The sequence below is a fragment of the Leptolyngbya sp. 'hensonii' genome, from assembly GCF_001939115.1.
Lineage (GTDB): Bacteria > Cyanobacteriota > Cyanobacteriia.
In genome coordinates, this window is the sequence record NZ_MQTZ01000012.1 from 43,769 (window position 1) to 68,503 (window position 24,735).

A 24,735-nucleotide genomic window follows, 5' to 3' on the forward strand; every position below is an offset into this window, starting at 1 on the left:
TCATATAACTCACATTCCTGGAACTATGACTGATACGGTTCTGAGCGTTCGTAACCTGCAAGTCCAATTTCGATCGGACTCCAATCTTGTCCAGGCAATTGATGATATTTCCTTTCAGGTCGAACGGGGTCAAACCCTCGGAATTGTCGGTGAGTCTGGGTCTGGAAAATCAGTTACTGCCCTCTCCATTATGGGATTGCTCCCACCCACGGGTCGAGTCATGGGCGGGGAGATCTGGTTTCACAGTTCTGCAGCAGCGGAAACTGAGGCGATCAACTTACTGGCCCTGCCACCCCATCGCCGTCGGGAATACCGGGGTGGAGAGATTTCCATGATATTTCAGGAGCCGATGAGTTCTTTAAACCCGGTGTATACGATCGGATTTCAGCTCACGGAAGCAATCTGCCTGCATCAACAAATTTCCGAAGCAGAGGCCAGACGCCGGGCCATTGCCCTGCTCCAGGAGGTGAAGCTTTTGCCCAGTGATGAGATCCTGGAGCAGCGCTATTTGAAGGAGTTTACAGCTCAGAATCCGGGACAGGAGCCACCCACGGGGGGCGCACTGCAGCGCCAGATCAATGCCCAGAAACTGGCCGTGCTGGACCGCTATCCCCATCAGCTTTCCGGGGGCCAGATCCAGCGGGTGATGATTGCCATGGCCATTAGTTGTAACCCCACGCTGCTGATTGCGGATGAGCCAACCACTGCCCTGGATGTGACTGTGCAGGCCACCATTTTGGATCTACTGCGGGAACTGCGCGATCGTCGCCAGATGTCCATCCTGTTTATTACCCATGATCTGGGCATCATTGCGGAGATTGCCGATACGGTGGCTGTGATGTACCAGGGCAAGGTGGTGGAGTACGGTTCTACGGAAGCAATCTTCACCCGTCCCCAGCATCCTTACACGAAGGGGTTGCTGACCTGTCGGCCTTCTCCCGATCGGCAGTTAAAATATCTGCCCACCGTTGCGGACTTTATGGAGGTTGTTTTGTCCCCAACCGGAGAACAGGCCCTGGTAGAGGTGGTGCGGGAACAGCTACCGGAGGAAGACAGGCTGGAGATTGAAATCACACCAGCCGAGCTGGCGCAACGGCTGCAGGCACTCCAGCAGCAAGCTCCCCTCCTCTCAGTCCGCAATCTCCATGTTGCTTTTCCAGTCAAGGGCCTGTTCGGCCAGGTAAAACGGCATGTGATGGCAGTCGATGATGTCTCCTTTGAGGTCTATCCGGGGGAGACCCTGGGACTGGTGGGAGAGTCGGGTTGCGGTAAGACAACCCTGGCCAGAGCCCTGTTGCGGCTGGTACCTGTGACTGCCGGACAGATCCTGTTTGAGGAAAGGGCCGTTCTCCATCTATCAGCTCCCCTGTTGCGACAACTGCGGCGGGAAATGCAGATTATCTTCCAGAATCCTTTTGGCTCTCTGGACCCTCGCATGACCGTGGGCAATGCTGTTATGGAGCCCCTACAAATTCATCTGCGCCAGAGCCGGAAGCAACAACGCGATCGGGCCGTTTATCTGCTGGAACGGGTGGGGCTATCGGCGGATGCCCTGCCGCGCTACCCCCATGAGTTTTCTGGGGGGCAACGTCAACGCATCTGCATTGCCCGTGCCCTGGCTCTGAATCCAAAATTCATCATCTGCGATGAATCGGTGTCCGCTCTAGATGTATCGGTTCAGGCTCAGGTTCTGAACCTGCTGAAGGAACTGCAGGAGGAATTTGGCCTGACCTATATCTTCATTTCCCATGATTTGAGTGTTGTGAAATTCATGAGCGATCGGATCATGGTGATGAACCAGGGCCGGATTGAGGAATTGGGACCTGCAGAACAGATTTATCGCCAGCCAGCCCAGGCTTATACCCGTGAGCTGATTGCTGCCATTCCTACGGGTAAGTTCACCCAGCGCCAGCCGAAATAATCCTCCAGCCGCCTTAAAGGTGTGGGAAATGGACCATGACCAGCCCCAGATTGGGATGGTGGCGGACAATATTTTCGGCCAGATAGGCCATGGAGGATCGAGCAATTCTGGCTTCCTCACCTGCCACCAGAATAATCAGATCATGTTGTTTAAGCTCCGCTGAGACCCTTGTCCTGAAAGGTTCTCCAATCTGTTTCACCGCCAGATCGGGAGGCAGGACATTGGGTTGACTCCCAGGCTCGGCCTGCAGGATTTGTAGGGATGCCTTCAGTTCAGCCGCGATCGTTTTTGCTAGGTTCAAGCTCTGATCCAGCGATCCTCCAGACAATTGATGACTGGTAATCAGCAGAACGATTCTGCCTGTATTCTTAATTGGCTCTGGAATACGGCTGATCAAAACAGGTATGGTGGCACGGCGAATGATGCCATCCAGAATGCTGCCAAAGAAATTCTCTTGATAGGTGGAAAAGCCCTTCCAACCACAGATAATTGCACTGGCCTGTTTCTCCTGCGCGGCTCTGGTAATGCCCTTATCCAGGCTGTCATCAATGCGCCCGATCGACTCGACAGGGGTGACTGCAGCATGGGCCATGGTTTCAGCCGCAGCTAAGAGCTGATCCTGCCTGACTCTGGCCTCCATGGACAGGGCATTGCCCCGCTCTACCAGAATATGGAGGGGTAACAGGGTACCAGATGCAGATTTGGCCAGAATGATGGCCAAGTGCAGCAGATTGGCCTCCGTGTCGGGATTGGATACCGGGACCAAAACCCGATCGCCCAGTTGGCTGATAACTTGGGCAGGCGCACGGGCTGTTGTAGATTTCAGGTTATGGCCCCACCGATCGGTGACCCAGGGAGAAATCATGCACGTCACCAGAATCATGGCTATCGTGCCGTTGACCGTCACCTGATCCACCAGCTTAATTTGGTAGGCCACAGTAATCGCAGCCAGGGTAGACGCAGCCTGAGCCACAGACAGCCCAAACATAACCATAATCCCGGCCCGATCCAGACCAAACAGTTTGCCACTCCCCCAGGCTGGCAGGTACTTGGCGACAATAGCCACCCCAATCATGACCCCCGACACTAGCAGCGATTGGGAATCCTGAACCAGGATCAGAGGATTGACCAGCATGCCCACAGAAATCAAGAAAAAAGGTACAAAGAGGGTATTGCCAATAAACTGAATCCGATTCATCAACGGACTGAGTTGGGGAATCAACTGGGTGATGGCAATGCCTGCCAGAAAAGCACCGATGATGGGTTCAATGGCAATCAACTCAGCCATGTAGGACACAACAAACAGGGTAGCCAGGACAAAGGTGAACTCAGCACCTTCATCATGGCCAAACTTCTGAAAAAACCAGCGGCCCACCCTGGGCACCCCCCACAGGGTAATAAACGTGTAGGCAGCCAGGGAGGGGAAGAGGAACAACCAGAACCCCAAAGTCAGGCTGCCCTGGTGAGCTTTAACCAGCACAGCCAGGACCAGCAGAGCCAGGATGTTGGTGATCAGGGTACCGCCCAGGGTTGCGGTCACGACCTGCGATCGCATAATCCCCAGGCGCAGGGCAATGGGCAGGGCCAGCAGGGTGTGGGAAGCAAAACAGGACGCCACTAGGAGCGCAGCAGACAGGTTGTATCCCAGCAGGGACATGGCCGCTGTACCGAGAATCATGGGCACCGCAAAAGTGGCCAGACCAAACACAACCGATTTGTCGGCATTGTATTTCAAATCATCCAGACTGGTTTCCAGACCAGCCATGAACATGAGAAAGAGCAGACCCACTGTGCCCAGGAGCACGATCGTATTGTCCCTGGCTAGCAATCCCAAGCCATGGGGACCAACAATGACGCCAGCCAGAATTAACCCCACCACACCAGGCAGTCGCATCCGCTCGAATAGGAGGGGTGCGATCAACATAATTCCCATAATCATGAGGAAGACGGGGACGGGGTCAGTAATGGGACCCGTCAGCACTGAGGGAGCTCGCAGCTCTTTTAATCGGTAGCCGAGATCAATCAACCAGCCGCCAAAATCGTTCACAAAAAGCTCCTGCTAATGTTGCTGTGATTAGAATAACCACAAGTCAGCCCATTAACCTGTATCTGGCAGATGATATTGGTTTGAAGTCCCCCCGATTTCCATTAAGAAGAAAAGTGATCTAATTGTGAAAAATAAATGAACAAAAAATGAAAGAAATTTGAAATCAAATGCAGTCTAAATTTGAATTTTTAGTCAGACTAATACGGCTTTATCTGTGCAAAATCTTGTATGATGATTCTGGTTGAAGGGGAGTAGCTGCTGGCACAGAAGCCAGTCCACTTGAGTCAACATACTGGTAAATTACCTGGTTCAAGTGACAAGTTTTTGAAATCAGCATCTTTAACTTGTTGATTTCTAATCATAGAAATTTGGAAGCGAGACCTTCACTGAGTTCACACGCCAATTACCCATTGGGTGTGAGCTTGGTGAGGTTTTGTGTAACTCATCAAGCTCCATCCATCGAGAGGATCAGCAAGGAGTTTGAGGGTGTTCACAGCTTTTACAGCCGGATTACTGCTAATCACGATTTCGGAATTAGGGGACAAGACCTTTTTTATTGCCGTCATTCTGGCCATGCGCCATCCACGCCACCTGGTCTTAATGGGTGTGATTGTGGCCCTGGCTGCCATGACGATTTTGTCCGTCACGATCGGCCAGATCTTCGTATTTCTGCCCAAACTTTATACCCATTATGCTGCCATTGGCCTGTTTCTTCTGTTTGGCTTCAAGCTCCTCTATGAAGCCAGTCGAATGACAGCCCAAACGAATTGCGCAGTTGTCGGAGAAGCCAAAGAGGCTGTTGCAATCAGTGAGAAGAATTTACAGGGGCGTCAGAATCCTCTCGCCATTTTGATCGAAAGTTTTATGCTGACCTTTCTGGCCGAATGGGGCGATCGGACCCAGATAGCCACCATCACCCTGGCTACTGCCCATAATGCGATCGGCGTTACCCTGGGAGCTATTTTGGGCCATGCCATCTGCACCATAATTGCTGTGATGTGTGGTTGTCTGATTGCGGGAAAAGTATCAGAGCGGTGGATTACTGCGATCGGGGGCTTCCTGTTTCTGGTGTTTGCTGGAGTAGCGATGGTGGAAGGAGCTGGGGGATGAGGGCAAATTTACATCAGAGAAGAGTTGTCTGATAATCGCAGGAGTAATGATGTTCACCCATCAGCAAGGGATTGGATAACTCAACATGACAGGTCCAATAGCGTCTCCCCACTCTGATCATTCCGTTCCTGCAGAAAAGGCCGACGATCGGCCCATTTCCCCTGACCACTGGACCCATTCCCTCTGGAATCTGTTGGCGATCGGCTATACGCTCATTGGCTACGGAACTGGAATTGGACTGCTCCTGCATCCGAATGGTTGGCTCAATGGTCTGGGTGTCCTGCTGCTCACCCATGCCCTGGTGTATTCAGCCTATCTCTCCCACGAGTTCATGCACGGCACCATTTTCACCCGGCGTGGACTGTTGGGGGTGCGCCAACTCAATGCTCTGGGGGGCACCCTGATGCTGTGGCTGAACGGCGGATGCTATGCCCGGTTTGATGACTTGGCTCGGCTGCACATGGGGCACCATGTCGATCGGGTGGATTACGCGATTGATTTTCCCCAGTGGCTACAACATCTGCCCCCGTCCCTGTATGGGCTGGTGCTGGCCCTGGAGTGGCTGCACATCCCGGTGATTGATTTTCTGCTGCGCTGGCGATCGATCACAGCCCCATTCTGGTTGGCCTCACGTCGAGAGGAACGGCTTCGCACCACAATACTGCTGCTAGTGCGGGGTGGCCTATTCCTGGGCCTGGGCTTGCTTTCCTGGAAAGCGCTGCTGTTGTATGGGATAGCCTATACTGGCATGGTGCAGGTTCTACGGTTGATGGATGCCTTCCAGCACACCTACAAGGTGTTTCCACTGGGAGTCTCCACTCCAGATCATAGCTATGCCTATGAACAGGCCAACACCTTTTCCAACCTTCTCTCCCAGCGCTATCCCTGGCTCAACTTACTGGTGCTCAACTTCAGCTATCACAACGCCCATCACCATGCCATGAAATCTCCCTGGCATCGCTTACCGGCCCTCGATCGGCAGCTTTTCCAGGTCAGTGAGGTCCACAACAGGATTTCCCTGGCTCGTCAGCTCTGGAATTACCATCGGTTTCGCCTTAGCCGCATCTTTGCCAAACTGGAACCGGCAGTGGATGAGTCGGGCCGATTACCGGTAGAGGGCTTTCAGGGTGCGATCGGGGTTTCTTTCCTGGTGCTCCCCTGCTGAATTAAAGCGCAGCAAACTGTTTCCAGCAAAGATATAAGGCCCGTGGCACATGGAAGCAGCCCTTCCACTTGCCACCTTTGAGGTGCAGCAGCACTTCTCCCCGCCGATTCAGGTAGCCAAACCATTCCCCGTATTCCGGATCGGCAAAGCGGGACCAGGCATAGTCGTGCAACTTCTGGTACCAATCCCAGCAGTCTTCCCGACCTGTGAGACGATACCCCATGGCCAGAGCCACCAGGGATTCCAGATGCACCCACCAGAGCTTCTGATCCCACTCCAGTTGCTGGGGTGGCTGACCCTCGGCGTCCATGAAGTAGTACAACCCTCCATACTCGCTATCCCAGGCAAAGTTGAGAATATTCAACACCACATCTACAGCTCGCTGTATGGTCTGGGTATCCTGACGCCGATCGGCAATCTCCATGATGAACCACATCGCCTCAATGCCATGGCCAGGATTGATCAGCCGTCCGTCAAAGCAATTCAGGTGAGAGCCATCCGGGGCCACATTCTCGAACATCAGCCCCCGTTCTGGGTCGAGGAAATCCGTCATCACTTCCTGCACCGTTGCATCCAGAATCGCGTCCAGGCGATCGCTAGCCAGCAGCCAATCCATTTCCAGGGACAGATTTGCCAGAATCATTGGCACCGCCAAGGACTTCATCGAGCGCGTCCCCGGATAGGCCTTACTGTACTGGCCTTTGGGGTTGTCCTTCCGTCGCAATACATTGTTGTACGCCTGCAGAGCCACCTCCCTGGCCCACTCTTCCCCAGAGATGAGGGCGTACTTACTGAAAGCCATGGCTGCGAAGCAATCGGAGAAAATATTGTAGGGCTGCACCAGGGGATTGCCCGCCCGATCGAGGGCAAAGTACCAGTTTCCCTCCGCATCCCGACCATGCTGGGCCAGAAAGTTAGCCCCATGGGCCGCGATCTTGAGCCAGTTGTCCCGCTGTTCCAGTTGGTGATACAACATGGAGAAGACCCAGACCTGGCGGTTCTGTAACCAGATAAACTTATCGGTGTCGAAGACCTGGCCCGCCCGATCGAGACAGGTAAAATAGCCCCCCTGCTCCCAGTCGATCGAGTATTTTTCCCAGAAGGGAATGACATCCTGGAGCAATGCAGTCTTGTATTGATTGGCTAGTGATTTAAAGTCTTGCACCACAATTTCTTCCTTTCCCGCTGCCAAAAAGCAATATAGCAGCCCACCAGTTGATTGACAGCCCGATATCGGCGGACTTTGCTCCCGTAGTCGCGGTTTTAACCCCCAGACCCATCCTCTAAGTGGCTAGCCGATGAATATTTGGTAAGTATTCCATAAATACTTGATAAAGAGCGTTTAAAAGTTTTGCCTCCTATCCTAAGCTTCGATTCAAAAGCCTTTTTCAATTGCATCTATATTCTGGCTCAATTGCCTTTATACTGAGGTTATAAAAATTCGATCTGCTGATTCAGAGTCAATTTCACTCTCCTTTGAAGTAGCTATAAGTATAGAAAATCAAGCATCCAAAGAAAGTGGAAAAATAGTGGAGAAATAACTGAAAAATAGCTGAGGAATAGATAAAGAACAGAACAAGAAATCCAACAAGAAACATCCGTAATTCGACGGTTTCCCTGGCTATCGGGAAGTAGGAGATTATAAGTCAGTAGTAATTGATACCAGGTTTTGAGAAGTTCGAAACCTGGGAATAGTCTTTCTAGACCGTGAAGGGTAACTCTTGATGTTGCCGAATCACCTGTAAGAGCCTTTTTCAGACTCGACTGCCTTTTTCAAAGACCTTGCTGTCTATTTTCTTTGAGTGTTGAGCCCACGGGTTAATGCACCGGGCCAATGCACCGGATACGGAATATTCGATACAGAATCCCTAGTCATTGAGGTTCTGTATGGGAGTCGCGGATCTACCGTTTCTGTAAAGGTCATCTGTAAAGGTCAGTTGTTGAAGTCTACATAAATGATTCATTCGGGAGATTCTCAGCTATGTCTATAGCTACTCTGCGCCGACTTGTGTTGCTTTGGGGCATCACGATCAGTCTGGTTTCAACCTCGATAACAATGCCTGCTCTGGCTGGACAGAAGAATTCTGATCGGGCCTCCTTTCCGGGACGACGAATTGGGGGAGGAACCCGAGGAGAATGTTTGATGAGTAGCCAGCCTCTGGTTGCCCTGAATCCAGTCAATAACTTAGGGATAACGGCCAGCGATCGTCCTACTGTTTATTTTGCAGTTCCCAAACTGGGTGGATCCTATCCGGTTGAATTTGTTCTGCAGGATACGGATGGCAATGTGGTCTATGAAACAGCTTTAGCAGCAGGCAAAACCAAGGAAATCGTTGGCATTCGCCTGCCTCAAAATAGCCTGAAAGTTGGTCAAGACTATCACTGGTCTTTTGCGGTTGTCTGTGAACCTGAAGATCGCTCACAAAATCTGGTGCTATCCGGGTGGCTGCGACGGGTATCTTCCCAGATGGCCTCAAGCAATGAATCCAGTTTACAGGCCAGACTGGAGCAAGTGCAGTCTGCTCAAAAGGCTGGGGTCTGGAGCGACGCGATCGCGACACTGGTGGAGTTACGTCAGGCCTATCCAGATAACGACAAGGTTCTGCGCCAGTGGGCCCAACTGCTTCAAGAATTGGAGTTGAATGCTGTTTTTGAGCCATCGATGATTGGTCAGCTCTAAGAGGAAGTCGTCCAGGTGACGCGGTTCTTATTATGGACTACTGCTTTCAGTAAGCTGTTGCGATCGGGCCTTGGCCAGATTCGGCAATTCCGTGATCATCCGCTGTTAGCCCCCCATATTGTGCGGGTGGCAGTTTGTTCCGTCTTGATGTCCGGTACAGTTGTGGCCGGCTGCTGCGTTGGCATCCAGACATTAGGCGGGCTGGAGACGCTGGAATTATTCGTTCTCGATCGGTTCGTGCGATTACATCCGGACGCACCTCCTGATCCACGCCTGCTGGTGGTCACCCTTACAGAAGAAGATCTGCACCGCTACCGGTGGCCCCTATCGGATCAGATTCTGGCTCAGGCTCTGGAACAGCTTCAGTCCTATCGTCCCAGAGTCATTGGTCTAGATCTTTACCGTGATCTCGCAAATCCGCCCGGAGAATCTGCGCTGGCTACCCAACTGCAGGCTAAAAACCTGATTGCCATCACTGAAATTATTGGGGACATCCCCCCTCCACCCGGCGTTGCTGAGGAGCGAGTTGGCTTCAACGACTTTACCCTGGACCCGGATGGTGTGCTCCGCCGCAACCTACTCTTTGTAGCCTCCCCCGATCGGGACTACTCCTCCTTTGCGTTACGGGTCAGTTTGGCTTATCTCCAGCCTGAAGGAGTGCATTTCCGATATACTCCTCAGGCCCTATTTTTGGGAGCGCAGCCGATCGTACCCCTGGAGCCAACCTCTGGAGGCTATCAAATTGCCGATACGCGCGGCTATCAAACGCTCCTGAAGTATCGTACAGGCAGCGCCATTGCCCAAACAGTCACCCTTACTGATGTCCTGGAGGGTCGCGTCAATGCAGCCTGGGTGCGGGACAAGATCGTTCTACTGGGCACAGTGGCCCCCAGTCTTAAGGATCAGGTTTATACCCCCTATAGTGCCAGCCTGAAGGATACTTTCCAGATGCCAGGGGTGATTATCCATGCTCAAATGGTCAGTCAATTACTGGATATTGCCTCTGGACAGCAGCGAGAATTCCAGTTTTGGCCCCGATGGGGTGAGCTCCTCTGGGTCTGGAGTTTGACGATCGTCGGTGGATTGTTGGTCTGGAAATTAAGACATCCCCTCACTTTTGGATCTGCTGGCGTTGCTTGTCTGCTTGTGATTGGGGGCCTGGGCTGGGGATTATTTGGGCATCAGATTTGGATTCCAGTGGCAGAACCTATGCTGGGGTTTGTTGTGGCTGTTGGTCTGGCGATGGCCCATCGGTTGTTCTACACAACAACCCGTGATCCGCTGACTGGGTTGCTCAATGGGGGAGCATGGGTGCGCCATTTAAGTCGATCACTGGCTCGCAGTTCTCGCCACAAAACCCCATTGACCTTGGGGGTGCTGTTTCTGCATCTCGATCGCTTCCAGTTAATCAGCAAGAGCCTGGGAGAGCCGAGCAGCGATATCCTGCTGTTGCAAGTCGTAACCCGTTGGCGGGCCAAACTCCCTCGTTCGGCCCGACTTGCCAGGGTCAGTCGGGATGAGTTCGTCATTTCTCTACCCCATCGGCAGCAGGAAACCTTGACTGCCCTGGCCGAACGGTTGCAGGAAGCCCTGGCAGACCCCTTTCTAATCAATCAACAACCCCTGGTGCTGACGAGCAGTATTGGGATTGCCGTCACCCAAGCCCATCATCTGCATACCCCTGAAAACTTGCTGCGTGATGCCCATACGGCAATGTACCGGGCCAAGGGAATAGGAAGTGCCCACTATGAAGTCTTCGCAGCGGGAATGTTAGCTGAGGCAGTCGATCGCTTCACCCTGGAAAATGATCTGCGACAGGGAATTGCGGCGCAGCAATTTGTCCTGTACTATCAGCCGATCATTTCCCTCAGCAGTGGAAAAATTGCGGGCTTCGAAGCGCTGGTGCGCTGGCAGCATCCTGGTCGAGGATTTATCCCCCCCCTAAAATTTATTCCCCTGGCAGAAGAGACCGGCCTCATTATTCCCTTGGGGAAATGGATCTGTCAGACAGCCTGTAGTCAGGTTTACCGATGGCAGCAACAGTTTCCCGATCATCATCTGGCCATCAGCGTTAACTTTTCGGGTCGCCAGTTCGAACAACCCGACCTGATTGAGCAATTGGCTCAAACCATTCGAGACGCAGAGATTGAAGCCTTTACCCTCAAACTCGAAATTACCGAAAGCATGGTGATGGGAGATGTGGAAGCAGCGATTGATCTGATGTTGCGGCTCAAATCCTGCGGCTGCAAGCTCAGTATGGATGATTTTGGCACAGGCTATTCCTCTCTCAGTCAGCTTCGGCGCTTTCCCATCGACACCCTCAAAGTGGATAAGTCTTTTGTTCAGAAGATGGGGCAAAGCCCTGAAGATTATGAGATTGTCCGCATGATTATTAATCTCGGTCACACCCTGGGAATGGATTTGATTGCTGAAGGGGTGGAAACGCAGGCAGATGTCGATGCGTTGCGATCGATGAATTGTGAATTTGGCCAGGGATATTTCTGGGCAAAACCGTTGCCTGCTGCTGAAGCAACCGCACTTCTCCGACAGCAAAGTTTACTTGCTTGATCCGTCTCAATTTCACTGTCATTCATCCTTAAGGATTAAAACCATGGTATTGACTCCGCAAAAACCACAGACGAGACTCATGCAACGCTGGCGTGTCAGACTGAGCTGCTTAGGGGCGGCCCTGGCCTTTGTCGGATGCAGCGCTCTTCCAGTCTGGTCCCAAACCCTGTCTGAAAAAGTTTTGGCGATGGAAGGGGGTTTGGAGAAAGAATTTGAGACTTATTTTGGAGAGAACCTGGCCGATGTGACGCAACCGCCTGAGGAGATTGCCAAAACCCTGCAACGCATTGGCCAAAAAACCGGGACTAAACCTGCCGTTCTCTGGGCCATTCCCCGTGAAGATCACCTGCATCTGGTCTTGATTACACCAGGGGGAAAACCGATCGTGCGGGATCTCTACGATGTACCAAAGGCTAAACTGCGTCGGGCTGTGGATGCGTTTCATCTGGAGATGTACAACTCCCCTAAGCGCGTCAAGATGACTGCGGCTCTACAACTCCATGATTGGATGATCAAACCCTTTGAAGCCGAATATCTCCAGGCTGAAGGGATTGACACGATTCTGTTTTGCCTGGGCAATGGCCTGCGGAGTCTGCCTTTGGCAGCCCTTTATGATGGCAAACAATTCCTGCTGGAAAAGTATAGTGTGACGCGCATTCCCGCTTTCAATTTGATTCAGACGGACTATGTGAATCTTCAGCAAGGTCAGATTCTGGCCATGGGAGCATCCAAATTTCAAGATCAAAGTCCCTTGCCTGCGGTTCCCCTGGAGCTTTCCAACATCTTGCGGGAGTTGCAGACAGCAAGACCGAATGAGTATCGCTGGAAAGGTCGATCGTTCCTGAATCAGAGTTTCACCCTGGCCAATCTGCAGCGGTTAGTTAAAGCCCAGCGCCCAAACATTGTCCATCTGGCAACCCATGCGATGTTTAAGCCTGGCAAACCGGATAACTCGTATATCCAGCTCTGGGACTCTAAGCTGGGTTTAGACAAGATCCGCCAGGTGAACTGGGGATCTCCATCTCTGGAATTGCTGGTGCTCAGTGCCTGCCGAACCGCCATTGGCGACGATGAAGCGGAACTGGGCTTTGCTGGGATAGCCCTGAAATCCAAAGTCAAAACAGTTCTGGCTAGTCTCTGGAACGTCAGCGATGAAGGCACGCTGGCTCTGATGAGCGAATTCTATCGCCAACTGGGGACCACCTCCACCAAAGCGGAAGCCCTCAGACAGGCTCAATTACGGATGCTGCGGGGAGAAATTCGGATTGAGGGCAAGCAACTGGTACTTTCACGGGGACCGATCCAATTACCCCCAGAGTTGGGCAACAAATCCGCTGATGATTTGTCTGCTCCTTTCTACTGGGCTGGATTTACCCTCATCAGTAGCCCCTGGTAAGGGAATCTCCTGAAAATCCTTGGTCGGGTATATTCCCATGACAGTTGATCAAACGGGAGAACCACGGTGGTTCCAGAGACCTGCACTCAGGTATTAAGTTGTTTTAAGAACATCCCCGATGTTGCAGCGGAATTCCTGCTGATGTTTACATCGGGGAATAAACTCTGATGTGCTGTCTTACATTTGCGCCTCGTCTCAGCCCTTGAGGAATAATAACAGGTCGGTGCTGAGTTGCTCTTTGTGGGTGTTGGTCAGTCCGATCGATGCGCCGGGATAGATTTTGAGGGTGGGATTTTTCACGAAGAATAGCTCAGCAGTATCGGGTCATGTGGAGCGCACCCTGTTGTCGGGGGCCATGACCAACGGCATCGATCGGCTGGAACAAGAGGGTATTGTCGTTCACTTACGCGATCCGGGCGATCGCCCCAGTGTCATTGTGCATAGCGCATACCATTGTGGAGAATTGCCGGACGCTCAAGTTCAATACCCAATCATTTCACATGGCAAAATCAATGGAATACGACCGAAAGTGCTCAAGATAGACTATGAATCGTCGTAATTTCCTCAGAATAACTGGAGCTACTCTAGTAGCTCAGATCATCCAGGATTGCACCCAATCTGATCAAAATCCTCACGAACAACGAGTTTTGGTGGTTGGTGCGGGTGTGGCTGGTTTGGCAGCTGCAAAGACCCTGGTTCAAAACGGCTATGATGTTTCGGTGATTGAGGCAAGAGATCGAATTGGGGGGCGCGTTTGGACCCATTCTAAATGGGGAGATGCTCCGATGGATTTAGGCGCTTCCTGGATTCATGGCATCCAGGGCAATCCATTGGCAGACATCGCAAGCACCCTCAAAGCTCGCACAGTCATGACCCGTTATGACAGGGATATCACCTATAAGACGACGGGTGAAGTACTCAACGATGAGGAGGAACTCCGGATAGAAAAGCTACAAAAGAAGATCCTGCGAGTTCTCCGTAAGGCGCAGAATTATGATCCAGATCAATCTGTGCAGAAGGCCGTTGAAACTGGTTTACGATGGGCAAATCTCTCCTCTGAGGAAAGGAAACTGGTTGGGTTCATCTTAAACAATCTCCTGGAGCAGGAATATGGCGGGAGCACGGCAGAGTTATCCGCCCAATGGTTTGATGCAGCTGACGAGTTTGGAGGAGGGGATGTCCTTTTTGTGGATGGCTATGGCGCGATCGCTGAATATCTGGCCAGAGATCTTCCGATTACCCTAGGGCAGCAGGTGCGCAGCGTTCAGATCAATTCAGGGAAAGTCACAGTCAGCACCGATAAAGCCACCTATTCGGGAGACCGGGTGATCATCACCTTGCCCCTGGGAGTGCTCAAAACAGGCCAGATTACGTTTTCGCCTGCTTTGCCCGAGAACATGCGTCAGGCCATTTCAGCCTTGGGCATGGGCGTGCTGAACAAATGTTATCTTCGCTTTCCCAGAGTGTTTTGGCCGTCAGAGTTCGACTGGCTGGAGTACATCCCTGTCCAACATGGGCAATGGGTCGAGTGGGTCAGTTTTGCCCGTCCAACCAAACTGCCGATCTTGCTGGGGTTTAATGCGGCTGATTTTGGGCGTGAAGTTGAATCCTGGACCAATGAAGATATTGTGGCAGGTGCCATGGAAACTCTACGAACCATCTTCGGCGATCGCATCCCCAGCCCAGTCGATTATCAGATCACCCGTTGGGCCTCAGACCCGTTTGCTTTGGGTTCCTATTCGTTCAATCAACTGGGGTCAACACCCATGATGCGCGATTACCTGGCACAGAACATAGAAAGCAGGATTTTTTTGCTGGCGAGGCCACCCATCGCCAGCACTTCGGTACAGTTCACGGTGCCTATCTATCCGGGTTACGAGCGGCTCAGGAAATCATCCACCTGGCATGATCGAGATCGTCCGACTAGGAACTGCCCCTACCCATCTCTGGCCCAGACTCGCCCCGATCGGAGGCCCTGGAGGGTTTGCAAATGTCTGATTTCAGGGATGCCAGATCAATGTAGCGATCGGCAATGTTAATCAGGTGTTCACTGGTGAGCGATCGGAGGCACACCAGCTCGGTACGAATTCCCCGGTAAGCCACCGCATCCAATGCATAGGCCAGTTCTCCGTCCCCACTAACTAGAACCACAGTATTGCAACATTCGGCCAATCTCATCATGTCGATCGCCATTTCGACATTCAGGTTGACTTTGATGGAGCCGTCTGGAAAGTGAATCAGATCCTTCGCAATCACCCGATATCCGTTGCGTTGCATCCAGTACAGAAACTGCTTCTGTTTCTCATTGGCAGGATCAAGGCCCGTATAAAAGAAAGCATGAACAAGCCAGCTATCTCGTACCAGATAGGAGAGTAAGCGGGCATAATCAATCTCAATTTCCAGATGCATAGCCGCATAGAACAGGCTGGAGGCATCTATGAGAAGCAACACCTGACCTCGATCGGCCAGATCCAGGCCAATTCTTTCCCGACCCAAATTTGATCCCTTGGGAGCTGGTGAGCGTCTCGCATTTCTTGCTTCAGAATCATCCGAATGGGGGGGTTTGGGGGGGACAAGTTGAACCATAAGGGTTGTTTCTCAAGGGTTTTAGTTCAGGCTGCTCTCTGCCAGGTCACGGATGAGGGCTGTTTTAGAGCTGATGTATTGGTACAGATTACCTTCCTCCTCGCCGCTCAATAAAACCCTCCGGGAAATCTGTCGTAACAGCTCCTTCACCAACCCTGCGTCGTTAAGCATCAATAATTCTCTGCTTCTACTTTCTTCAATCACTGACCAGGCTAGCCGTAAGATTGAGGCATTGGTGACCATGGTTTAATCCTGGCTGCAGACTATTAATTTAATAATTTCTTTATATTCTAAAAGCGACTTTGAATAAATCCGTGAGAGTTCATCAAGTGAGATATTTATTAATAAAACTTAGCAAACACTTGACCTGATGTGTAGGAGGGATTTGATTTAGAGGCGGAGCATCAATCATATCCTGGAAATTGGTATCAGCCTTCTAAGTGACTGACATTAAAACCCCAGATTCTTTTGGACGCTGCTGTCCTAGACAACAAACAGCAAAAGAGAATCGGCGTTGCTGAATAGAAGTATGATTTTCGTGCTTGAGCCTTATGCAGCCCTCACCCTAGCCCTCTCCCGCAGGAGAGGGAACAAGAGTTTTAGCTCCCTTCTCCTGGGGGAGAAGGGTTGGGGATGAGGGTAATTCATATTTGCATTCAGCAAAGCCAGAGAATCCAGGGTTTTGTAACATTTACCCCCCAAGGCGTGACCTTATCCCTGTATCCTGGCTGGGTTTCTTAAGATTGTTGTTACATTATGCCAGTCCCACCAGTTTGAGACTCAGGTCCCACATCCGCTCACCATTTTCATCATCCCGTGCCTGGGGAGAAACTCTTCGAATGAAGGGTTTGCCGTCCTTCTTCTGGCGATTTCCCCAACTCCAGTAGGCACCGGACTGTTTGAACTCAGGGTCAGCTACAACGGCTGCCACACGTTCGCCTGCTAACTCCTGAGAGACATATCCGCCGGTAATGTACTTCTGAAACAGGGGAAACAGTTTCTGGAACAGGGGATAGTGGTTGCGGAAGAGGGGGGTGTCGGCCACGCAACCTGGATAAAGAGAACTGAAGGTAATCCCGGTGGACTCGTGGTAACGACGATGTAATTCCTTCATGGTGAGCACGTTACAAACCTTGCTATCCTTGTAAGCCTTAACCGGTTCAAACGGTTTGCCATCAACCATGGAAATGGGAGGTTTGAATCCTGCTTCAAACCCTTCAAAATTTCCTAAATCTGGGCGGGGATAAATCTTACCTCCCACTTCGTCTGGATTGTGAGTCACGGTTCCCAAGATGACAAGTCGCTTATCCCCATAGGGAGGCTTTTGCAACGTTTCCAGAAGAAGGTTGCACAACAGAAAATGACCCAGATGGTTGGTGGTCATCGTCAGTTCATAGCCTTCGGGACTGCGCAGCGGCTCCTTCAGCAATGGCATATAGATAGCTGCATTGCAAAGTAGGGCATTCAAAGGTCTACCACTGGCCTGGAACTCCCGTACAAACCGCCGCACATTCTCCAGATCCCCTAGGTCAATCTGCTTTAAGGTGAAACTCCCTTCTGGGATGTCCAGAGAGCGAGCTGCATCGCCACCCTTCCTGACATCCCGACAAGCCATGACTACGAACCAGCCTCTGTTTGCAAGGGCTTTCGCAGCATACAAACCAACCCCTGAGGAAGCACCTGTGACTATAACTGTTGGCTTCTGATCTTGTCCCATTTTGCTAAAACTTCATGAATCTCCGTTGACAGTCTCCATGATCTCATACCCCTGAACCCTTCGCACAGATCGCAAGAAGCGGGTGGTTTTCAGGCTGGGACCCAGATAGAGTAGGTCTGATGGAAACCATTGTGAACTTCTAGGATTGACGAACGATGAACGCCTCGATCGACCCTAACCCAATCCGTCATGAAGACTATCAGCGCATTGCTCGAGCGATCTCCTTTATGCGACAACATCACCTGCAACAGCCCGATCTAGCGACTGTAGCCCAGCAGGTCCATTTGAGCGCATCCCACTTTCAGCGGTTGTTCACCCAGTGGGCTGGCATCAGTCCCAAACGGTTTTTGCAATACCTGACCGTAGAATATGCCAAGCAAAGAATAGCCCAGAGCAAGAACCTGCTTGATCTCAGTCTGGAGGCAGGGCTGTCCAGTCCTGGTCGGCTGCATGACCTGTTCATCACCCTAGAAGCCATGTCACCCGGAGAGGTCAAGGCCAGAGGGGCTGGATTATCGATCCATTACGGCATCCATCCCACGCCGTTTGGTCAGGCCCTCCTAGCCCTTACACCCCGTGGCCTCTGTAGTCTGCAATTTGTCGATGCCGGGAACGGTCAACAGGGTGAACAGATGCTGCGATCGGAGTGGCCCCAGGCTGAGATTAGCCCTAACCCAGAGGCGACCCAAACCCTTTGTGACCAGATCTTCCAGCCACGGACGATCTCACCAGCCCGTTCCCTAACGCTTTTGGTTCGGGGTACAAACTTTCAGATCCAGGTCTGGCGAGCACTCCTACAGTTACCATTAGGCAGCCTCACCACCTATCAGGGGTTAGCGACCCTGATTGATCGACCCACAGCCGCCAGAGCCGTAGGGAATGCAGTTGGCCAGAACCCGATCGCTTACCTGATTCCCTGCCATCGGGTTCTGCGTCAATCGGCTGAGCTAGGGGGCTATCGCTGGGGTCTGGAACGCAAAACAGCGATGTTGGGCTGGGAAGCCAGTCACCTGGCCCAGCATCTCAAGGACACCCCAGAAGAAACCAGGATTTAACTGGCTTGAGAATGATCGGACTTGGGTTCAGTTTCTGGATGGATGTGGGTAGTGATCTTACGTAAGCGATCGCGAATCTCAACCAGTTTAGCCTGGGTACTGATCGGAGATCGGGGCAGAGGCGCATCCAGATTAGGCCAGGTCGGGATATCGATACAGGGACATTCCAGGGAGGCCACCGCCGCATTTACCATGGGCACAGGCATGGAGCAGCGGGCACAGGAACTAATATCCCAGGCGGGTGTCAGCAACTCTGAGATTGTGTAAGTTGTTCCCTCCAAGTAGCAATCACCCGCATCTACAGCCTTGACCTGTTGCCAACAGTCTTCAAACTGACGGCTGTAGCGATCGCCCTCAATTACTGGCTGAGGCAACACAACAGTCCGGCCATTGTGAATCAGCAGTTTCTTGCCCAGTTGAAACCAGTAAGCCAGATACTGCCGGACTTGATGTTCAGATGCCATAGTTGCTAACCGATTCTTGCGCCATACCTGGGGAACTTGGAGTTAAGTCCATGCTATCCCGGAGCAACAGCTTCCAGACGACTCAAATCTGTATTGAATCTTAAGCCCACCCGATCTTCTCCGTGCCCTTCGTGCCTCAGCAGCCCATCCCCCCATTACCCTCCATCCCCAGCGGCATCCCCAACCGCGACAAATTCAGTACATGACCTGCCGTAACCAGATAGACCGGATCTGCGATCGTCCCAATCTGGCGCACCAGTAGACCCAGGCGATCGCGAAACAACCGCCCCACAGGATAGGCTGGCACCAGTCCCCAGCCTGCTTCCTCCGCTACCAGAATCACTTCACAGGTCCGTTGCCGCAAACCAGTCAGCAGAGTTGCCTGGGTTTGCCACCAAGTGGCCTCATCCTGCTCCAGGAGATTCGCCAACCAGGTGCCTAGAGAATCCACCAACAGGCAGTGGTCAGCAGAGAAGGTCCGAATGGTGGCAGCCAGATCGATCGGACCCTCCAGGGTAGCCCAGTGGGAAGGACGACGCAGGCGATGCTGCTCAATCCGGGCCTGCCATTCCTGATCATCCAGATTGGTTTGAGCCGTAGCCACGTAGACCACTTTTTTAGCAGAGCGATCGGCCAGAAACTCTGCCCATTCACTTTTTCCAGAACGGGAAGGGCCAGTGACTAAAGTTAGTTGACTTGACGGGTGCAATATGTCATGCATAGAAAAGATATTTCCACATCCTCATGTTAAGACCCTAGGGCTGGTGTCTCACCAGAGGGCCAGAATGATGAAACCAGAGTTGAACCGCATTCATACTGCACTGAACCAGGCCGAGGGTACCCGTTCTCCTGCTCCGGAGTCGATCGGTCGTCCCTCATTGCAGCCCAGCTATTCCTTTAAATTGTCGCCCCGCTCGCCCCAAGCAACCTCTGGACCGAAACTGCCCCAACCCTTTCCTATCAGCTCCTCCCAAGCATCGTCTGGATCTGCCCTGTTGTCCCCAGAACCTCCTGTTCCCCTGAATCCCGTCCAGGACTCTAACTCCACTGCTGATCTCAAACTACAACCCTCTACGCAACAGGGTTTGGTGTCTCTGCCCCCCACCATTCCAACGGTGGTGGAGCCGGTGCTCCCAGATCCGTCCAGACTCTCTTCTGCCGTCTCTCCGTTGCAGGTTTTGCGAGAACTCGAAGCTCTGGTTTTGTCCTGGCAGGAGGAGTTGAATCGGGTGTTACAGCAAATTCAACGTCTGTATGACGAAGGCCCGATCGTGGATGGTTGGCTGGAAACCCATCCCCGGGAACACCGGGGGCAGGGAACGAAGCTCCATCATCTGGATCTCTCCCACTTGAAAGATTATGTGGAAGACCTCTGTAACCGGACTTTAAATCGGCCCACCCGACCTCTATCCCCCAGGGAAGAGGGCTACAGCCTCTGTGGGCTGGACGAAGACGGCAATCTCTGGTGTCATCCCTGTCCGCCAGAGCAATTGCCCAGTGTCAGTGCGGCGATCTCCCGATTTCATCGCCTGCGCCAGCTCCGCCAGCGACAACAGCATCTGGAATCCCAGCTCAATCATCTAACCGGAGCCATGGTGGCCCTGTACACAAAGTTTCAAGCTATATGACTTTAATCGTCTTCGCGACGACCTCCCAACTGGCGAGGCAGTTTGCGCCGTAACAGGTCCATCAGGGGAGTTGTTCCTGGCAGTTGGCAGGCGGTAGCAATCCCTCCGAAAACAACCAATCCGGCAGTTCCAGCGACACAAAGTTGCACCAATTGAATCAGGAAATTGGTTTGATTCAGACTTTGCTGGCAGACCCAGAAAGTACCGGCAGATACGCAGCCAGCCACAACACTGACCAGGGTCATCTGGAAGACAATCAGGCCCCATTCCCGCCAGGGAAGGCCATGAATTTTACGATCCAGATACCACATGAGGGCAAGCATGGAGGTGATATTGACAATGACGGTAGCTAGTACCAGGCCAGGAGTTCCCAGGGGGAAAATCAGGATGGCATCCAGCACTGCATTCAAGAAAATATTGACCACACTGATCCGGAAAGGAGTTTCCCCATCTCCCAGTGCATAGAAAACTCGCACCAGGACATCCCGGCCCAGATAGGCGAACATTCCGATCGCGTAGGCCACCATCACCTGAGCCACAAAGATGACATCCCGATCCCCAAAGGCCCCCCGTTTGTAGACCAGTTCCACGATCGGCAGGGCCAGGGCACTAAAAATTGCACTCAGGGGCAGCATGGTGACTGCCGTCATCACCAGCCCCTGGCGGATGCGCTGTTTTAATTCTGGCCAATCCTCTGGATTAGCGAGCCGGGAGAAGACGGGTAATAGGGGCACCAGAATTACATTGGAGACAATGCCAAGGGGCGTCTGAATCAGCAATGTGGCATAGCCCATCGCTGAGGCAGCCTGAGGAATAAACGAGGCGAAAAAGAGGGCCGTCTGGACATTGATGTACATCATTCCAGAGGACAGGGTGGCGGGGCCCATAATTTTGATCACATCCTGAACCCCTGGATCGCGGAAGTTAAACCGTAATCGCAGGGTTCCTAAGCCAGCTTTCCACTGGGCAGGCACCTGGATCAGCCACTGTAAAACAGCCCCTCCCAGGGTGCCGTAAGCCAGCACCAACCCTCCCAAAAATACATGCTGGGGGTCCGTCACCTGCCCCCCAACCACGACGAAGAAGCCAGCCAGACCAACCAGCAGGGCCACACTGGAGAACAGGGGGCTAATGGAAGGTAACCAGTACATATCAGCGGCGTTCAGGGTACCAAACCCAATCCCAATTAATCCGGCCAGCAAAGCCATGGGTGCCATAATCCGAGACTGCTCGATCGCAATCTTCTGAATCACCAGGCCCTCCGGGGTTCGCCCCAGCCCCGGGGCAACGAGATTGAGCAGAGGTTCGGCAAAAATGATCAGGGCGATCGTCGCCAGCAGTAAAATTCCCCCAACGGCTGTGGTGATGGTCTCCACCAGAGGGGCTGCCTCTTCTTTCTTGCGTTTGGCCAGCACACTGACGATCGCGCTGTGGAAAGGACCGTTGATGCCGCCCAGAAGAATCAGCAGGAAGCCAGGGATCACATAGGCGTAATTGTAGGCATCATAGGCAGGACCGACGCCGAAAAAGGCCGCGATCGCCACCTGCCGGACCAATCCCGCGACCTTGCTGAGCATGGTTGCGATCGCCACAATACCAGCAATTCCAACCAGAGACCGTTTCTTCGTTTCAGACACAGGCAATTTCAGAAGATAATCTGCAATGATAGACAGTGGTTTAAAACCACGTCCCATTGTAGGGGGGAACGGTCCTTGCTCCCTATCTCCCTCAGAAGATGGCTCCAGCCCCAAATTGCCCAGATCCAATGCCCCAACTGGTTTACGAATACCCCCCCTTACTTCCTGGCATTCTGATCAAACGCTATAAGCGATTTCTGGCTGATGTGGAACTGGCATCTGGAGAGATTGTGACGGCCCATTGTCCCAATACTGGCCCCATGACAGGGGTTTGTCTTCCTGGTAATCCAGTCCAGATTTCTGTCAGTGACAATCCCAACCGGAAACTCCCCTACACCTGGGAAATGATCCAGGTGACGACGGCTAATCCACCGATCTGGGTGGGGGTCAACACCGCTCTGCCCAATCGCATTGTCAAACGCATGTTGGATCAGCATTTGCTGCCTGGATTGGAACCCTACAGTCAGGTCCGGATGGAAGTTCCCTACGGCCAAGACAAAGCCAGTCGAATCGATTTTCTGCTCACTGGGGAGGAGGCAGATCGTCCCCTTTACGTGGAAGTTAAGAACACCACTTGGCCCCAGGGAGATCTGGCCCTGTTTCCCGACACCGTCACGACACGGGGCCAGAAGCATTTACAGGAGTTGACTGCCCTGGTTCCGACCACACGGGCGGTGATGCTTTACTTCATCAACCGCAGCGATTGTCCCCGGTTTGCTCCAGGAGATGCCGCCGATCGTCGTTACGGGGAATTGTTTCGGGCCGCAATCAAGGCCGGGGTCGAAGTTCTGCCCTGTCGCTTTGATGTAACTCCGATCGGGGTGTTCTACCTGGGATTAGCGGATTTGTTGCTAACCATGCCGATTCAATAGATCCTAGATTTCGTAGTGCCAGCAGGGCAAGATGCTCATACTACGAGAGTTGTGCATTGATAGGGAGTGGGAGCGTCTCGCTCACGTTCAGATCGAGCAAATCATACCGTGATTCAGCAACGCCAATCTTTCATGGGCTATTATTGCTGACCCTTACCTCCTTGAAGCCAAAATCAGCTCCTGCGACAGAACAAAAGCAAAGGACAGTCAAGATTACTCCGGAAAGTTTACCAGGTCGCCAAAAATGGCTGAAGCAGTATTTGAGTCTGATGGTAACTCCCGACAAGGCAAGGGTTTATGTGATTTCGGAAGGTTTCCCAGCTAACTCAGCGGTATGGAGAGGGACCCCTTTACGAGGCCCGCAAAGGACAACTGGTTCTTTACATTAACCTGATTCCCAATCGCGATCGCACCGGCACGATCGCGATCGTCTGGAGTGCCCTGCCCCAATAGTTACTTGCCCATGCCCAACTGTTGAGCTTTCTGGTAAACCTTGCCCTCTGTGAGCAGGGAAGGCGCAATCACCACTTCTACGGCCTGCATTTCCTTGATATCCTTCGCCCCCAGAGTGCCCATACTGGTCTGAAGTGCGCCTAAAAGGTTGTGGGTGCCGTCATCCAGTTGAGCAGGCCCGCGCAGGATCTGCTCCAGGGTGCCCGTGGACCCAACCCGGATGCGTGTACCACGGGGCAGCACCGGACTGGGGGTGGCCATGCCCCAGTGAAACCCCCGACCAGGGGCTTCCTTAGCCCGGGCGAAAGGAGATCCAATCATCACCCCATCTGCGCCACAGGCAATGCACTTACAGATGTCGCCGCCCGTAATCAGCCCCCCATCAGCAATGATAGGGACATACCGGCCTGTTTCCTGGAAGTAGTCTTCACGGGCAGCGGCGCAGTCTGCGATCGCAGTGGCCTGGGGCACTCCCACGCCCAGCACTCCCCTGGAGGTGCAGGCGGCTCCGGGGCCAATCCCCACCAGAATAGCAGCCGCCCCTGCTTTCATCAGATCCAGGGTGACCTCATAGGTGACACAATTCCCCAGGATCACTGGAATGGGCATATCCTGGCAGAACTGGGCCAGATCCAGCGGCGTGACCGTCTCTGGAGACAGATGGGCCGTCGAGACTACTGTTGCCTGAATAAAAAACAGATCAGCTCCCGCCTTGGCAGCAACCTGGCCAAATTGGGCGGCCCCGGCTGGGGTGGCACTGACTGCCGCAATACCCCCCTGACTCTTAATTTCTTGAATTCGGCGTTCAATGAGTGCTGGTTTGATCGGTTCTGCGTAGAGCTTTTGCATCAACCCGACAAATTCAGTCGTTCCAACCCCAGCAATTTCATCCAACACTGGATTCGGATCGTCGTAGCGAGTCTGAATTCCTTCCAGATTCAAAACCCCTAACGCGCCAAGCTGAGACAGTAGCACAGCCATTTTCACATCGACTACGCCATCCATCGCACTGGCAATGATGGGAATTTCTCGTTCAATACCGCCAATTTGCCAGCGCGTGTCGGCCAATTTCGGATCAAGTGTTCGCCGTCCGGGAACTAGCGCAATCTCATCAATTCCGTATGCCCTGCGGGCTGTTTTACCCCGACCAATTTGAATATCCACGCTGCACATTCCAAAGCTATTTACGCTAGGGTATCAAATTCAGAGGAAAGTTTGATGGTGGGCATGAGTCATGGGGGATGTGTCGGTTTAAATCGGTTATGACCCATTCAAAATGAGTTTCCATTTTGTGCCTGCTTGGGTAGGGCGGGTCGGAATCAAAACTTATGTTGAATTTGCTGATGCATGGTTGACTTAAAACCAATGACAAAGGATTGATGTTGGATGGCCGATCGGCTCTAAAATTTCTGGTGTAACAGATTGTTGTCAATGCA

At 52.6% G+C, this 24,735-nt stretch carries 21 protein-coding genes and 1 pseudogene; 12 read left to right on the plus strand and 10 right to left on the minus strand.

Features of this window, described 5'->3' with window-relative positions; all coding sequences use genetic code 11:
• Positions 1–25 precede the first annotated feature (25 nt).
• Positions 26–1,921 (plus strand): ABC transporter ATP-binding protein, encoded by a 1,896-nt coding sequence (locus BST81_RS04630; RefSeq protein WP_075597380.1) that lies wholly within the window; start codon positions 26–28, stop codon positions 1,919–1,921.
• Between the two features lie 13 nt (positions 1,922–1,934).
• Here BST81_RS04630 and BST81_RS04635 read toward each other — a convergent pair whose 3' ends face one another.
• Positions 1,935–3,968 carry a cation:proton antiporter gene (locus BST81_RS04635; protein ID WP_253188083.1) on the minus strand — a complete coding sequence of 678 codons (2,034 nt, stop codon included), beginning with the start codon at positions 3,966–3,968 and terminating at the stop codon, positions 1,935–1,937.
• Positions 3,969–4,454: 486 nt separating this feature from the next.
• On the opposite strand from BST81_RS04635, the gene BST81_RS04640 reads away from it, so the two are divergent.
• Entirely contained in the window at positions 4,455–5,078 is a 624-nt protein-coding gene (locus tag BST81_RS04640) for a TMEM165/GDT1 family protein (protein WP_075597381.1), read from the plus strand.
• Positions 5,079–5,163: 85 nt separating this feature from the next.
• Positions 5,164–6,243 carry a fatty acid desaturase gene (locus tag BST81_RS04645; RefSeq protein ID WP_083636667.1) on the plus strand — a complete coding sequence of 360 codons (1,080 nt, stop codon included), beginning with the start codon at positions 5,164–5,166 and terminating at the stop codon, positions 6,241–6,243.
• 1 nt (position 6,244) lies between these two features.
• On the opposite strand, the gene BST81_RS04650 is transcribed toward BST81_RS04645, so the two are convergent.
• Positions 6,245–7,408, minus strand: a complete 1,164-nt coding sequence (locus BST81_RS04650) for an AGE family epimerase/isomerase (RefSeq protein ID WP_253188084.1) — start codon at positions 7,406–7,408, stop codon at positions 6,245–6,247.
• Positions 7,409–8,224: 816 nt separating this feature from the next.
• On the opposite strand from BST81_RS04650, the gene BST81_RS04655 reads away from it, so the two are divergent.
• The 6 genes and pseudogenes from BST81_RS04655 to BST81_RS29210 all read left to right on the plus strand — a co-directional run bounded on the left by BST81_RS04655 (position 8,225) and on the right by BST81_RS29210 (position 14,796).
• Positions 8,225–8,923 carry a DUF928 domain-containing protein gene (locus BST81_RS04655; RefSeq protein WP_083636668.1) on the plus strand — a complete coding sequence of 233 codons (699 nt, stop codon included), beginning with the start codon at positions 8,225–8,227 and terminating at the stop codon, positions 8,921–8,923.
• Between the two features lie 15 nt (positions 8,924–8,938).
• Entirely contained in the window at positions 8,939–11,491 is a 2,553-nt protein-coding gene (locus tag BST81_RS04660; protein ID WP_216351209.1) for an EAL domain-containing protein, read from the plus strand.
• A gap of 79 nt (positions 11,492–11,570) precedes the next feature.
• Positions 11,571–12,887 carry a CHAT domain-containing protein gene (locus BST81_RS04665; RefSeq protein ID WP_253188085.1) on the plus strand — a complete coding sequence of 439 codons (1,317 nt, stop codon included), beginning with the start codon at positions 11,571–11,573 and terminating at the stop codon, positions 12,885–12,887.
• Positions 12,888–13,167: 280 nt separating this feature from the next.
• Positions 13,168–13,446 carry a hypothetical protein gene (locus BST81_RS28720; RefSeq protein WP_253188086.1) on the plus strand — a complete coding sequence of 93 codons (279 nt, stop codon included), beginning with the start codon at positions 13,168–13,170 and terminating at the stop codon, positions 13,444–13,446.
• Positions 13,433–14,518 (plus strand): annotated as a pseudogene (locus BST81_RS04675) (NAD(P)/FAD-dependent oxidoreductase); the annotation flags it as partial. The gene BST81_RS28720 and the pseudogene BST81_RS04675, both read left to right, overlap by 14 nt.
• Before the next feature lie 74 nt (positions 14,519–14,592).
• Positions 14,593–14,796 (plus strand): FAD-dependent oxidoreductase, encoded by a 204-nt coding sequence (locus BST81_RS29210; protein WP_363079367.1) that lies wholly within the window; start codon positions 14,593–14,595, stop codon positions 14,794–14,796.
• 14 nt (positions 14,797–14,810) lie between these two features.
• On the opposite strand, the gene BST81_RS04680 is transcribed toward BST81_RS29210, so the two are convergent.
• From BST81_RS04680 to BST81_RS04690, 3 genes are all read right to left on the minus strand, one after another.
• Positions 14,811–15,473: an NYN domain-containing protein gene (locus tag BST81_RS04680; protein ID WP_083636670.1), complete on the minus strand. Its 663-nt coding sequence runs from the start codon at positions 15,471–15,473 to the stop codon at positions 14,811–14,813.
• A gap of 21 nt (positions 15,474–15,494) precedes the next feature.
• A complete protein-coding gene (locus BST81_RS04685) occupies positions 15,495–15,716 on the minus strand; it encodes a hypothetical protein (protein WP_075597384.1) in 222 nt (73 codons plus the stop codon).
• A 511-nt stretch (positions 15,717–16,227) separates the two neighbouring features.
• Positions 16,228–17,190 carry a protochlorophyllide reductase gene (locus BST81_RS04690; protein WP_075597385.1) on the minus strand — a complete coding sequence of 321 codons (963 nt, stop codon included), beginning with the start codon at positions 17,188–17,190 and terminating at the stop codon, positions 16,228–16,230.
• Positions 17,191–17,345: 155 nt separating this feature from the next.
• Between BST81_RS04690 and BST81_RS04695 the strand changes: the two genes are divergently transcribed.
• Positions 17,346–18,245, plus strand: a complete 900-nt coding sequence (locus BST81_RS04695) for a methylated-DNA--[protein]-cysteine S-methyltransferase (RefSeq protein WP_075597386.1) — start codon at positions 17,346–17,348, stop codon at positions 18,243–18,245.
• On the opposite strand, the gene BST81_RS04700 is transcribed toward BST81_RS04695, so the two are convergent.
• Entirely contained in the window at positions 18,242–18,709 is a 468-nt protein-coding gene (locus BST81_RS04700) for a hypothetical protein (protein WP_075597387.1), read from the minus strand. The genes BST81_RS04695 and BST81_RS04700 overlap by 4 nt on opposite strands.
• A 136-nt stretch (positions 18,710–18,845) precedes the next feature.
• On the minus strand, positions 18,846–19,430 hold the full coding sequence (gene cobU, locus BST81_RS04705) for a bifunctional adenosylcobinamide kinase/adenosylcobinamide-phosphate guanylyltransferase (RefSeq protein WP_075597388.1): 585 nt from the start codon (positions 19,428–19,430) through the stop codon (positions 18,846–18,848).
• 64 nt (positions 19,431–19,494) lie between these two features.
• On the opposite strand from cobU, the gene BST81_RS04710 reads away from it, so the two are divergent.
• The gene (locus BST81_RS04710) at positions 19,495–20,337 is read left to right on the plus strand and encodes a hypothetical protein (protein WP_143780229.1); all 843 of its coding nucleotides are present in this window, start codon (positions 19,495–19,497) and stop codon (positions 20,335–20,337) included.
• Positions 20,338–20,339: 2 nt separating this feature from the next.
• Here BST81_RS04710 and murJ read toward each other — a convergent pair whose 3' ends face one another.
• A complete protein-coding gene (gene murJ, locus BST81_RS04715) occupies positions 20,340–21,974 on the minus strand; it encodes a murein biosynthesis integral membrane protein MurJ (RefSeq protein WP_075597448.1) in 1,635 nt (544 codons plus the stop codon).
• A 128-nt stretch (positions 21,975–22,102) separates the two neighbouring features.
• Here murJ and sfsA point away from each other — a divergent pair, with 128 nt between their 5' ends.
• Positions 22,103–22,846: a DNA/RNA nuclease SfsA gene (sfsA, locus tag BST81_RS04720; RefSeq protein ID WP_075597390.1), complete on the plus strand. Its 744-nt coding sequence runs from the start codon at positions 22,103–22,105 to the stop codon at positions 22,844–22,846.
• A 321-nt stretch (positions 22,847–23,167) separates the two neighbouring features.
• Here sfsA and BST81_RS29075 read toward each other — a convergent pair whose 3' ends face one another.
• Positions 23,168–23,296 carry a hypothetical protein gene (locus BST81_RS29075; protein ID WP_290439416.1) on the minus strand — a complete coding sequence of 43 codons (129 nt, stop codon included), beginning with the start codon at positions 23,294–23,296 and terminating at the stop codon, positions 23,168–23,170.
• A gap of 3 nt (positions 23,297–23,299) precedes the next feature.
• Positions 23,300–24,463 carry a GuaB3 family IMP dehydrogenase-related protein gene (locus BST81_RS04725; RefSeq protein ID WP_075597391.1) on the minus strand — a complete coding sequence of 388 codons (1,164 nt, stop codon included), beginning with the start codon at positions 24,461–24,463 and terminating at the stop codon, positions 23,300–23,302.
• Between the last annotated feature and the right edge of the window lie 272 nt (positions 24,464–24,735).

Coding starts and splice junctions, on each gene's coding strand:
- BST81_RS04655 (WP_083636668.1), top strand. CDS start 8,225: ATGTCTATAGCTACTCTGCGCCGACTTGTGTTGCTTTGGGGCATCACG.
- BST81_RS04680 (WP_083636670.1), bottom strand. CDS start 15,473: ATGGTTCAACTTGTCCCCCCCAAACCCCCCCATTCGGATGATTCTGAA.
- BST81_RS04710 (WP_143780229.1), top strand. CDS start 19,495: ATGATGAAACCAGAGTTGAACCGCATTCATACTGCACTGAACCAGGCC.
- BST81_RS04695 (WP_075597386.1), top strand. CDS start 17,346: ATGAACGCCTCGATCGACCCTAACCCAATCCGTCATGAAGACTATCAG.
- BST81_RS04690 (WP_075597385.1), bottom strand. CDS start 17,190: ATGGGACAAGATCAGAAGCCAACAGTTATAGTCACAGGTGCTTCCTCA.
- cobU (WP_075597388.1), bottom strand. CDS start 19,430: ATGCATGACATATTGCACCCGTCAAGTCAACTAACTTTAGTCACTGGC.
- sfsA (WP_075597390.1), top strand. CDS start 22,103: ATGCCCCAACTGGTTTACGAATACCCCCCCTTACTTCCTGGCATTCTG.
- BST81_RS04645 (WP_083636667.1), top strand. CDS start 5,164: ATGACAGGTCCAATAGCGTCTCCCCACTCTGATCATTCCGTTCCTGCA.
- BST81_RS04630 (WP_075597380.1), top strand. CDS start 26: ATGACTGATACGGTTCTGAGCGTTCGTAACCTGCAAGTCCAATTTCGA.
- BST81_RS04685 (WP_075597384.1), bottom strand. CDS start 15,716: ATGGTCACCAATGCCTCAATCTTACGGCTAGCCTGGTCAGTGATTGAA.
- BST81_RS04665 (WP_253188085.1), top strand. CDS start 11,571: ATGCAACGCTGGCGTGTCAGACTGAGCTGCTTAGGGGCGGCCCTGGCC.
- BST81_RS04700 (WP_075597387.1), bottom strand. CDS start 18,709: ATGGCATCTGAACATCAAGTCCGGCAGTATCTGGCTTACTGGTTTCAA.